General features: G+C 63.2%; 9 protein-coding genes. 2 read left to right on the top strand and 7 right to left on the bottom strand.

What is annotated here, in order from left to right; translation table 11 throughout:
• Positions 1-702 precede the first annotated feature (702 nt).
• Positions 703-1,737, top strand: a complete 1,035-nt coding sequence (locus MC381_RS15770) for a hypothetical protein (protein ID WP_251978717.1) — start codon at positions 703-705, stop codon at positions 1,735-1,737.
• A gap of 131 nt (positions 1,738-1,868) precedes the next feature.
• Here MC381_RS15770 and MC381_RS15765 read toward each other — a convergent pair whose 3' ends face one another.
• From MC381_RS15765 to MC381_RS15750, 4 genes are all read right to left on the bottom strand, one after another.
• The gene (locus tag MC381_RS15765) at positions 1,869-2,138 is read right to left on the bottom strand and encodes a DksA/TraR family C4-type zinc finger protein (RefSeq protein ID WP_251978716.1); all 270 of its coding nucleotides are present in this window, start codon (positions 2,136-2,138) and stop codon (positions 1,869-1,871) included.
• A gap of 80 nt (positions 2,139-2,218) precedes the next feature.
• Positions 2,219-2,722, bottom strand: coding sequence for a universal stress protein (locus tag MC381_RS15760; RefSeq protein ID WP_251978715.1), 504 nt, complete (start codon positions 2,720-2,722; stop codon positions 2,219-2,221).
• A 216-nt stretch (positions 2,723-2,938) separates the two neighbouring features.
• Positions 2,939-4,063, bottom strand: coding sequence for a L,D-transpeptidase (locus MC381_RS15755; RefSeq protein WP_251978714.1), 1,125 nt, complete (start codon positions 4,061-4,063; stop codon positions 2,939-2,941).
• Positions 4,064-4,285: 222 nt separating this feature from the next.
• Complete coding sequence (locus MC381_RS15750) at positions 4,286-5,044, bottom strand: murein L,D-transpeptidase catalytic domain family protein (RefSeq protein WP_251978713.1); 759 nt, start codon at positions 5,042-5,044, stop codon at positions 4,286-4,288.
• A 250-nt stretch (positions 5,045-5,294) separates the two neighbouring features.
• On the opposite strand from MC381_RS15750, the gene MC381_RS15745 reads away from it, so the two are divergent.
• Positions 5,295-6,767, top strand: coding sequence for a carbon starvation CstA family protein (locus MC381_RS15745; RefSeq protein WP_251978712.1), 1,473 nt, complete (start codon positions 5,295-5,297; stop codon positions 6,765-6,767).
• A gap of 165 nt (positions 6,768-6,932) precedes the next feature.
• Here the strand turns inward: MC381_RS15745 and MC381_RS15740 are convergent, their stop codons facing one another.
• The 3 genes from MC381_RS15740 to MC381_RS15730 form a co-directional block, all read right to left on the bottom strand.
• The gene (locus MC381_RS15740; protein WP_251978711.1) at positions 6,933-9,170 is read right to left on the bottom strand and encodes an NADP-dependent isocitrate dehydrogenase; all 2,238 of its coding nucleotides are present in this window, start codon (positions 9,168-9,170) and stop codon (positions 6,933-6,935) included.
• 256 nt (positions 9,171-9,426) lie between these two features.
• Positions 9,427-10,497, bottom strand: a complete 1,071-nt coding sequence (locus tag MC381_RS15735; protein ID WP_251978710.1) for a lactonase family protein — start codon at positions 10,495-10,497, stop codon at positions 9,427-9,429.
• A 166-nt stretch (positions 10,498-10,663) separates the two neighbouring features.
• Positions 10,664-11,674: a DNA topoisomerase IB gene (locus MC381_RS15730; RefSeq protein ID WP_251978709.1), complete on the bottom strand. Its 1,011-nt coding sequence runs from the start codon at positions 11,672-11,674 to the stop codon at positions 10,664-10,666.
• Positions 11,675-11,961 lie beyond the last annotated feature (287 nt).

Below are 11,961 nucleotides of genomic sequence, written 5' to 3'. Positions count from 1 at the left end.
AAAGATCGCGGGATCGCGACCATGAACCTCGGAGGCGGACGGCTGTAAGTCCGCAGCTGATGGGGTACCACAACTGCAAAATTTGCAGCGTGAAAATCAATATATGGTAGAAAACCGACGGTAAAGCTTTCGATAGACACTAGGCTATCAGGCTTTTCAGCGCGCGCAAAACAAAATGTAAGACTAATTTTAGTTCATATTTTAACGACTGTTTTTTCCACTTTCGGGGAAATCCTGCGGTTGCCGAAAACGCTGGTTTTTCGCTTTGTATAGCGAGAAACGGCTAACAAAACACGGATTTGGCATGCCTGATGGAGCGCTCCTCTGACCCCGGTATAACGACGGGCGGGGGCATGGCGCGGCTAAATAGGCGATCACCGTCATACCCTAATCGCCTTCATTCGACTTAGCCTTTGCGTATGGCTGGCATGGAACTTGTCAGTCTCTGGCCACGGGCAGGTGGCCGGCATCGGGATCAGGCTCGATATCGCACGATGCGATCGCATGCGGCCCCCGAAGGGGCTCAGGGGCTAGCAAGTTCTGCCTGTCGTATGGTCAGGCTCGGGTAGTTGGCGAGGGACGTCTGGGGTTTTTCGTGAAAACGGCTGTTTGTGGTACCGGGCCCGGGCTATCGGGTTGTGTTTGAAACGGCGCTGCCCTACATCTTGGTTTGGGACAATACCGGCTGCCGATGGGGGCAAGATGAAGCTCTTTTTACATCCGGGGCACGCCAAGTGTGGCTCCACCAGCATTCAGCGCGCGATCGTCAGAAATCGTCAGGTACTGGCCGATCAGGGCATTATCGTGCCGGACCATCATCTGAGACTACCGGGCGAGGCAGGGTTCGAGGCGCGGGCGGAAACGCCCCGCGATCTCTTCCGCCGGTTGAAGGCATCCGGGGATCTTGGCGAGTTGGAAAAGCGCCTGCAGGTATGGCGGAAAACGCCCTCGCTACGCGATGTCACCCTAGTGATCTCGGCCGAGAATCTGATCAACCACCTGATGCAGCCGATCGGTCGCCAGCTCCATGGTTTGTTGGCCGATGCCTTCGATGAGGTCGAGGTCATCTATTACATCCGGCGCCAGGATGACTATCTGTTGGCTGCCTGGCAGCAGTGGGGATTCAAGGAGGGCAAGGGCTTCGAGGCCTATTGCGAGCAGGCACGGCAACAGCGAAACCCTCACTACCTGGCGATCGGTCAGGCATTCGGCAGCCTCTACGGGCGGGAGCATGTCACGATCAGGCCACTGATGCCCGAGGCGTTGCGTGGCGGCGACCTGTTGAGCGATTTCTTCAGCCGTCTCGGTGTGCCATCCACGACGCTAGAGCCGGCAGGTCCGCGCAGCAATCTCAGTTGGAATCCCTATCTCTGTCGCTTGCTCGTCGAGCAGCCGGCACTGTTTCGTGATATTCATGACGATGCGCTCAAGCAGTTCCTGCAGGCGAAGCTGGGCCCGGGCAGCGCCCTGTTCAGTCGAGAGGCGGATTTCGTCGACCCCGCGCTGGCGCGTTCGATCATGGAGCACCACGCAGCGGAGAATCGCCAGCTACAGCAGCAGTTTTTCCCGCTGGTCGACTACGAAGCCGTTTTCGGCTTGCCCACGGCGACCGCCACGACGGACACGCTGCGTCGTGAAAAAATCGCGTTGCGAGAAAGCGAGCTGCAGCGTCAGGTGCTCGGCGAGCTGCTGGCCTATTTGCATGCCGTGGCGGTACCTGCCAAGACGCCTGCTTGATGCCATGACGCCGCCGCGCTATCGATTAGCCGTGCTATCGGTTAGCCGCGCTATCGATTAGTCGTGCTGTCGGTTATGAGGAAGAAGGGCGTCGCCATTACCGATGGCCCATACGTGGATAGCCCGCCGGCTCAGCGCAGTTGGCTGTCCTTGCTGGCGCGGCGGTTATAGTTGCTGTGCTGGCGCTGATGGCGATCCGCCTCGGCCTGGCACTCGATGCAGAGGCGAACGCCGGGCACGGCTTGCTGACGGGCAAGCGGAATCGGCGCCTCGCACGCTTCGCAGATCGCGAGGCTTGGCCCTTGGCGTTCCAGGTGGCGCCGCGCTTCATTGATGCCATCTTCCACGGTGCTGTCGATCTGATCCTGCACCGCACCGTCCTTTGCCCATCCACCGGCCATCAGCAGTCTCCTGAAGATTGCGTTACCGAGTCAACATGGCGACCGTCAGCCAGGAAGACAAGGCGGGCGTCGCTTTTAGGTCAGTCGAAGTCGACAAACTCGTGGGGTGCCTGGGTCGCATGCTCGCGCGGCTTTTCGTGCACGCAGATAACCCGGCAGTTGGCGACGTGAGTCACCTTGTGCGAGACACTGCCGATCATCAGGCCCTTGAACTGGCCAAGGCCGCGGCTTCCCATGACGATAGCGTCGACTTTCAACCGTTCGGCCTCGGCGACAATGGTTTTGGCCGGCGATCCTTGCTTGATGTGTGTGTCGAATTCGCCGTTGTAGCCGGGAAAGGAGGGCAGGGTGTCGAGCGCACGATCAAGCACTTTGCGTCCCTCGGCGAACGCGGTTTCCACGGAAGCGGCCTTGATCGCCGCCTCGACGCTGAGCATCTCGCCCCGGTGCAGCTGCGGATAGGGATCACGCACATGCAGCAGATGAAGCTTGCCCTGGATCGGCGCGGCCAGCTGACAGGCGACATTGAGCGCTACATGAGAGTCTTCGGAACCGTCGATAGGAATCAGCAGAGACTTGAACATGGTCACCTCCCAACCTGGAGAGAGCTTCGGGAAACGCGTCCGGCCGCCGCATGATCTCAGACCCGCAATCGCTCGTGGCCGGCCGATCCACTCGTGGTTTTTACGATAGGCCAATGTCTCGAGATGGCCCAGTGAAATTACGTCGCAGTGGCGTGTCGCCAGCCGTGAGCTGTCGGTGGATGCAGGGGCCCGTCGACGCGCGACGGGCACGCCTTCTTACGGCGTCGACGCTGGATCGCGATGAATCTCCGTGACGATATCGTCCAGCCAGGTGCGAGGGCCGACGCTATCGATGATGCGCAGCGGTTCGCCGCCGTTGCCGCCGTTCAGGTGAGCGTCGGTGGCAACCAGTACGGTGCCGGGCGCCAGCAGCGGCAGAACTCTGGCCTTGAAAGCATCGGGAATGACGACCTGGTTGACGAGCGTGTCGGGCAGTCGCTCGCCGGCCGTGTGTTCCGCGCCGGGAACGCCGATGGCGATCCACGAGGGCATCTCGATCGTATCCTCGTACCCGTTGACCACCGTGTCTTCGGCGGGGGGGCGGAAGCCCGCGGCGACGATATAGGCGCGGGTGCCGGTCATAGCCCCCGGCTGCTTGAGCTCCAGCCGCGTCCGCCCGATCTCCTTGCCGTCGCGGTAGACCACGAGCAGCCGGTCGCTACGGCTCAGCACCATCGATATCGGGCCGCTGTCGGCAGCCGAGGGTGTCCAGCGCCAGTGGCTGCCGTCGGCCAGACGCGGCACGTCCACGTCGTCGCCGGTGTGCAGGTCGATCGGGCTGAGCGGGCCGGGATGGACGCGAGACACCGGTGCCTGGCCCTCCTCGGCGACCACGACCGTCATGCCCAGGGTGGAGGCCTCGAACAGCAGTCGCGCAAATTCGCTCGGCAGGTGCACACAGCCGTGGGACTCCGGATAGCCGGGCAGGCCACCGGCATGCAGCGCGATACCGTCCCAGGTCAGGCGCTGCTGATAGGGCATCGGCGCATTGCCGTAGAGATTGGAGCGGTGATCGGCATCCTTCTGCAGCACGCTGAAGACGCCGGTCGGTGTTTCGTAACCTTCGCGCCCGCTGCTGATGGTGGTCACGCCGACCAGAATGCCGTTGCGATAGACATAGGCGCGTTGCTCGGTCAGGCTCACGACCACGGCCATCGGGCCGGCACGACGATCATCGCCACCCCAGATCCAGGCACCGGGCGCAAGCTGATCGAGCGGCGTATCCACCGGGCTCGAGTAGCGGTCGCCCCAGAACGGCACGGCGAGTGCCACGGTGGGCAGCCAGGCGAGCAGCAGCAGTAGCGCCATGAGCCCGCGGTGCCGGGTGATTCGCTGGCGCATGGTGCGTCGTGTCTGCAGTCGCTGCCGGTGCTCCATCACGCTACTACCCCGTCGTCTTGAATTGATCGCCTGGCTCGGTTGCCGTCTGCCGGCCCTCAAGGCTGCCGGCATCTACCTTTGATGATCGTCGTCTGCGTGGCTCGCGTCCGCTACGTTCGGACTGCGCCCTTGTCGTGCCCGCGGATCAGCCGCCATGGCGACAGGGGCAGGGGGCGGCTCGTCTCAGCGTGCGCTGAGCAATTGCACATCGCTGTCGCGTTGGGCACGTGCCTGGCCGCAACGGGCGAGCGCGGAACGCGTCAGCCAGTCGCGCTCAGGGTAATAGGAGAAGACGAACTGGCCATCCTTGAGCACGTCGATGACATCGCCGGCGATGCCGGGGCGCAGCGCCGGACAGCCCCAGCTACGGCCGAGGCGGCCCTGGCGTTCGCCGCGTGTCGGGTCCACATAGGCCGCACCGTGCATGACGATCGCGCGCTGCATCGCCGCGTCGTTGAATCCCGGCTCCAGCCCCTCCATGCGCAGCGAATATCCGTTGCTGCCTTGGTAGGTCTGGCGTGTATAGAAGAGGCCGAGGCTGGAAGCGTGCGACCCTTCACGGTTGGAAAAATGATCGGGAACGTCGCCGCCCGACCCTTGGCCGTGCGCGACCACGTCATGAAACAGCAGCGTTTCATCGCTCAGATCGAAGACCCACAGCCGAGGCGTCAGCGATGAACGGCTGTAGTCGATGATCGCCAGACGGTCGGCGCTGATGCCGACGCCGCTGCGCTGGGCACACTGCATGGTGGCCAGGCCGAGTGCGAGGACCGACGGGTCGGCATCGGGGGCGAGGGAGGCCAGCGAGCCGGCCGTGGGCGCTTGTACGGTGTCGACACGCGCGAGCACGCCGGCGTCGTCGGACGCGGCCAACAGGTAGGTCGGCATGAAGGCCATGAGCAGGCCGAGGGAAACGGCAAACAGTTTGCGAGAGACGGTCATGGGCAGCGAAAGCGCGACAAGGTTTTGAGGGAAAACGCTAGGATGCGCGAGATCTTATCGACACACAACCCGCGTATGGCGCGGCTTTCCGCTCGGTCATCCCAAAGTCTAAGCCACTAAAGTCTAGCTGATTTTTGTTAGCGACCTTCGTAGATTGTCAGCCTGACTTACGGGTCTGTGGCCGGCAACCGGCCCAGCGACGTCCTCGCCGAGCGCCCACAAGGCGTCTTCTCTGTTCCAGAGGCCTCACATGATCACATTTATTGTCTCGATCCTGCTGCTGATCGCGGGATACTTCACCTATGGGAAATTCGTGGAGCGGGTCTTCGTGACCGACCGCAAGCGACAGACGCCCGCCTTCGCGATGCGCGATAACATCGACTACCTGCCGATGAACACCACGCGCAACTCACTGATCCAGCTACTCAACATTGCCGGTGTCGGACCGATTTTCGGACCGATTCTGGGGGCGCTCTATGGCCCCGTGGCTTTTCTCTGGATCGTGATCGGCTGCATCTTCGCGGGGGCGGTCCATGACTATCTCACCGGGATGATCTCGATCCGCAACCATGGGGCACACCTGCCGCAGCTGGCCGGCAAGTTTCTCGGCAAGACGATGAAGCACGTCGTCAACGGCTTCGCCATTCTACTGCTGCTGCTGGTCGGTACGGTCTTCGTCACGTCGCCGGCGGCACTGCTGGCCAACATGACGTCGCTGTCGTTGACCCTGATCACGATGGTGATCTTCGCCTACTATCTGCTGGCGACGCTGCTGCCGATCGACAAGATCATCGGTCGCATCTATCCGTACTTCGGCGCGCTACTGCTGTTCAGCGCCCTGGGTATCGGGCTCGGCATGATCTTTACCGGCGCGCCGATTCCCGAGCTCTCCCTGCAGAACATGCATCCCGAAGCGGCACCGATCTTCCCGCTGCTGTTCCTGACCATCTCCTGCGGGGCGCTTTCCGGTTTCCATGCCACGCAGACGCCAATCATCTCGCGCACCACCGAGAACGAGGGCAACGGTCGCAAGATCTTCTACGGCATGATGATCACCGAAGGCGTGATTGCGATGATCTGGGCGGCAGCGGCCATGAGCCTGTTCCACGGCGACCACACGCTATCGGACGTGCTCGCGGCCGGCGGCCCGGCAGCCGTGGTCAGTGAAGTCTCGACCACCATGCTCGGCGCGATCGGTGGCACGCTCGCGATCCTTGGCGTGATTGTGCTGCCGGTCACATCCGGCGACACCGCCTTTCGCAGCGCACGCATGATCATTGCCGACTATCTGAAGATCGACCAGCGTCCCTGGGTTCGTCGTCTGCTGATTGCCGCGCCGCTGTTCGTGGTTTCCTACGCGCTGACGCACATCGACTTCACTCTGCTGTGGCGCTACTTCTCCTGGGCCAACCAGACCACGGCGGTGATCGCGCTGTGGGTGGCGACGATGTATCTCGCGCTGGCGCGCAAGCCGCACCTGATCACGTCGATCCCGGCCACGTTCATGACCATGGCGACCTTCACCTACCTGGCCTATGCGCCGATCGGCTTCGGCCTTTCGCTGCAGACGAGCTATGTCGTCGCGGCGGTGGGCACGCTGATCTGCATTGCGCTGTTCATGAAGCGAGTCCGCCGTCTGAGCGGTGGTCTCTTCGCCGTGGACGAGCCGGCGGTACCGGACGAGCGGCATGGCAAGCCGGGCGGTGCCCTGGCCGCCAACTGAGCTGACACCCGCGGCCGGTCCGGCCGCCGGTTCCGGTCAACGCAAACGGGCCCGTGCCAAATGGCACGGGCCCGTTTCTGTCTCGGTTCCCGCCGTTCGGCGGGATTCACGCGCTGAAAGGGTGCCGATCGCCGACGTCAGGCGTCGATGATCGGCAGCGCCGTCTCAGGACGCCTTGTAGAGCTTGTCCAGTGCGGCGTTCAGCGTCTGGCTCGGGCGCATGGCGCTGCTCGCCAGTTCACCGTTCGGGTGGTAGTAGCCCTTGATGTCGACCGGCTGGCCTTGCACGCCGTTGAGCTCGTCGAGGATCGCCTGCTCGTTGTCGCCGAGCGTCTTGGCGATCTCCTCGAAGAGCGACTTCAGCTCGCTGTCTTCGGTCTGGGCGGCGAGTTCCTTGGCCCAGTAGAGTGCCAGGTAGAAGTGGCTGCCGCGGTTGTCGAGCTCGCCGACCTTGCGCTTGGGCGACTTGTCGCTGTCGAGGAACTCGCCGTTGGCGCGATCCAGTGTGGTTGCCAGCACCTTGGCGCGGGCGTTGTCGTAGGTGCCGCCCAGGTGCTCGAGGGAAGCCGCCAGCGCGAGAAATTCGCCTAGAGAATCCCAGCGCAGGTGGTTTTCCTCGAGGAACTGCTGGACGTGCTTGGGCGCGGAGCCGCCGGCGCCGGTCTCGAACAGGCCGCCACCGTTCATCAGCGGGACGATGGAGAGCATCTTGGCGCTGGTGCCGAGTTCCATGATCGGGAACAGGTCGGTCAGGTAGTCGCGCAGCACGTTACCGGTCACCGAGATGGTGTCCTCGCCCCGGCGGATGCGTTCCAGCGAGACCTTCATCGCCTCGACCGGCGCCAGGATGCGGATATCCAGACCGCTGGTGTCGTGATCCTTGAGGTAGGTTTCCACCTTCTCGATCAGCTGGGCATCGTGCGCACGATTGGCGTCGAGCCAGAACAGCGCCGGCGAGCCGCTTTCGCGGGCACGGGTGACGGCGAGCTTGACCCAATCCTTGATCGGCGCATCCTTGGTCTGGCACATGCGCCAGATATCGCCGGCTTCGACGTCATGGCTGAACAGCGTCTGGCCATGCTCGTCGGTCACGACGACAGTGCCGTCCGCCGGGATATGAAACGTCTTGTCGTGCGAGCCGTACTCTTCGGCTTTCTGCGCCATCAGGCCCACGTTGGGGACGCTGCCCATGGTGGTCGGGTCGAAGGCGCCATGCTGCTTGCAGTCTTCGATCACGGTCTGATAGATGGTCGCGTAGCAGCGATCCGGAATGACTGCCTTGGCGTCATGCAGCTGGTCGTCGGCTCCCCACATCTTGCCGGAGTCGCGGATCATCGCCGGCATCGAGGCATCGATGATCACATCGGACGGCACATGCAGGTTGGTGATGCCCTTGTGTGAATTGACCATCGCCATCGGCGGACGCTCCTTGTAGAGCGCGTCGATGTCGGCGGTGATCGCTTCCTGCTGTTCGCTCGGGAGCTTCTCGATCGCGCTGTAGAGATCGCCGATGCCGCTGCTGGAGCTGAAGCCGGCCAGGTCGAGCGCTTCACGGTGCTTCTCGAGCACCTCCTTGTAGAACTCCTCGACGACGATGCCGAACATGATCGGGTCGGAAACCTTCATCATGGTCGCCTTCAGGTGCAGCGAGAAGAGCACGTTGCGCTTCTTGGCATCCTTGATTTCGCTGTCGATGAAGTTGCGCAGCTGGCGGCTGCTCATGCGCGCGGCATCGACGACTTCGCCTGCCTGAACGGCCAGGCCGTCCTTGAGCACGCTTTCGGTGCCGTTCTTCTGCTTGAGCGCGATCTTGAGCTTGCCGGCCTTGGCGATCGTGGCGGACTGCTCGCTGCCGTAGAAGTCGCCGTCATTCATGTGCGCGACATGGGAGTCGGAATCGCTCGCCCACTCGCCCATGCGGTGCGGATATTTCCTGGCGTAGTTCTTGACCGACTTGGGCGCGCGACGGTCGGAGTTGCCTTCGCGCAGCACCGGGTTGACGGCGCTACCCTTGGCCTTGTCGTAGGCGGCCTTGATCGCCTTTTCCTTGTCGTCCTTCGGCTCGTCGGGGTAGTTCGGCAGCGGATAGCCCTGGCTCTGCAGCTCCTTGATGGTGGCCTTGAGCTGCGGGCCGGAAGCGCTGATGTTGGGCAGCTTGATGATATTGGCTTCCGGCGTCTTGGCCAGCGCGCCAAGTTCGCTCAGGTCGTCGCTGACGCGCTGCTGGTCGTCGAGCAGGTCGGGGAACTGGGCGAGTACGCGCGCGGCCAGGGAAATGTCGCGGGTCTCGACAGTGATACCGGCGGTTCCGGTGAAGGCCTCGATGATCGGCAACAGCGAATAGGTAGCCAGCGCGGGGGCTTCGTCAGTCAGCGTATAGATGATCTTGGGCGTGTTGGACATGTCGGTGCGTTAACCTCTCTTATCGCAGCGGTGGCACGAAATCTCGAGCGCTCGAAAACCTCGGGATACTAGTCGACTTCAGTTCGCGACGTTTCCGGCGTGCGCTCGGACAGGATGACGTCGCGTCCGGTCGTTACGATGACAACGGCCGCCGGCCAAGTTGTCGACAACTTGGGTCGGGGGCGAGTATACCAGCGCCACCGGCTGCGCGCATTCGTGGGCATACCCGCGGCGCGCTGCCGGCGGCATCGCCCCGCTAGCCGAGCGGGACGATTTCGATCCAGTTGGCCTTGGTGCCCGCCGGTACATCCTGCAGATGCGTCAGCACCCCGCTGGCGCTGTCGATCCGGTAGCAACTCAGGTGGTCGCTCAGCTCGCCCGCCGCGATCAGGTACTGGCCGAGCGGATCGACCTCGAATCCCCGCGGCTGCTTGACGGTCGGCTGGTTGCCGACAAACTGCAGGGCGCCACTCTCCGGATCGGCGCGCAGCGTGCTGAGCGTGCTGCTGGTGCGCTCGGACAGGTAGAGATAGCGGCCGTCCGGCGTGATGTGCAGATCCGCCGCCCAGATACGTGGGGTGTCGTCGCCGTCAGGAATCGATTCGCGGGGCATGCCCGGCGCCAGGTTGGAGCCCTCCGGAAGGGCATCGCAGACGCCGATCTGGGTCAGCGTGCCGCGGTCGGCATCGAGTGCGTAGGTGGTGACCGTGGCGCTGAATTCGCCGAGTACATAGACGAAACGGCCGCAGGGCGAAAAGACGAAGTGGCGCGGGCCGGTACCCGGTTCGGTGGCGACCGTCGCGGGGTCGTTGGGCACCAGCGCACCGTCCTCGAGCCGGTACTGGCCCAGGCAGTCGTCACCCAGGTGGGTCGCGAAGACATGACGGTTGTCCGGCGTAGCCAGAATGGCATGGGCACGACTGCCGCTCTCGCGGGTCTGGGTGGCATCGCCGGCGACACCGTCTTCGCCGATAGGGCTGATACTCACCAGGTTGCCGCCGTAGGAGGCCGCCAGCAGATAGCGTCCACTACGGTCGGTGGCGATATAGGCCATGCTGCCCTCAAGTGCACCGCTGCCGAGTGGCGTGAGTGCGCCGTCGGCTTCGATACGATAGCTGAGAACGCGCAGCGGTTCGCTACGAATGGCGGCATACAGATAGCGCCGGTCAGGGCTGACCGCCAAGGGCATGACGTTATCGGCGGCGGCGGTAGTCGCCAGCGGGGTCAGTGTCTGCGCCTGACGATCCAGACGATAGCTGCCGATGGTGCCGTCGCCGGCGTTGGTGACATAAACGATGGCGTCGGTCGCGGTCTCGGCTTGGGTCATCATGCTTTCCTTGTCTGGGGATGGGTCTCTCGGCGTTGGGCGCCGAGAGACCGAATCAAGATAATCCTTCGTTTTAGCATCGCCTCGGGCCAGCGTCGATTGCCGATAGGTCGCGGCGTTCCTTGGCCAGGGCTATGGCGACGCTCTCCAGGCGTTGCCGGACCGGCTAGCGTTTGCTCTCGAGTCGACTGCGCAGCAGGCTCAGGATCGCCCGTTCGTCCGGGCCGGTGAGCTCGTCGTCCTGCGCCAGTTCCGTCTCGACCAGCTTGCGAAAGTGCTCCAGTGTGCGGCCATCGAGATAGCTTTCGACCACGCGAGGATCGATATAGCTCGCCTTGGCGATACTCGGTGTATTGCCGAGCGTCTTGGCGACGCGTTCGACGGCCTCGCGCACGTTCTTCTCGCTTGTCTTGTCGTCGTCGCCAGGGCCGAGCTCCTCCAGCGCAAGCGCCGCGATCGAGGTGCCCGCCCAGGTACGAAAGTCCTTGGCGCTGAAGCGCTCGCCCATGACCTCGTGGAGATAGTCGTTGAGGTCGTGGCTATCGACGTTCACCTTGCGGCCGTCGTCGTCGAAGTACTTGAAGATTTCGTAGCCGGGTATGTCGTCGAGCTCGGCGACGATGGTGGCCAGGCGCCGATCCTCGACGACACGATGCTGCTGCTGACCGCTTTTGCCTTGGTAATCGAAGATCAGCTCGTCGCCGTCGATCGTGAGGTGCTTCGAGCGCATGGTCGTCAGGCCGTAGGAATCGTTCTCCGCCCGGTAGCGTTCGCTGCCCGGACGGAAGTAGGCGCTGTCGATCAGCCGCACCATGCAGGCGAGCACCTTCTCTCTGGGCATGCCCGCCAGTGCCAGATGCTGTCCGGTGATGCGCCGCATCGGCGTCAGTTGCTGCGCGAACGCGATGATGCGGTCGAACTTGAGAACTTCGCGTTTCTCGCGCCACTGGGCGTTGTAGACGTACTGCTTGCGGCCGGCACTGTCGCGGCCGGTCGCGTGAATGTGATGGCGCTTGTCGAGCACGATCTCGACGTCGCGCCAGGCCGGGGGAATCGCCAGCGTTGCGATCCAGTCGCGCCAGGCCTTGTCGGTGAGCGTCTTGCCGTTGGCGGTGCGATAGGTGAATCCTTTGCCGCAGCGGTGGCGGGTTACCCGGCGGGCATTCGCAGGGCTCATGGCAAACTCCTTTTGCCGGTTCCTGTAGGGCTATTGGGTTTCACGCCCGAAGGCGATATCGGTGCCCCTTTACCGTGGTCCACGGAGGCATGCTGGTGCTGCGAAAGTCGACAATCGTGATCGTCGCTCCGCGCCGTTGCCGCTTGGGAGACCTTCTTTAGCATAGTCGATCCGACATCGCCGACCGGCGTCATTCAAAGGCGCTCCGGGGTAGGGCGCGACGCCATTTTCCGGTACGCTTAACCTCCCTGTATCGACTTCGTTGCTGCCTTGACCCCACTCGCGCC

It is taken from the genome of Salinicola avicenniae (assembly GCF_023736115.1).
Lineage (GTDB): Bacteria > Pseudomonadota > Gammaproteobacteria > Pseudomonadales > Halomonadaceae > Salinicola > Salinicola avicenniae.
Note: the sequence above shows the minus strand (reverse complement) of the source record. Positions and strands in the feature narration are given on the sequence as shown.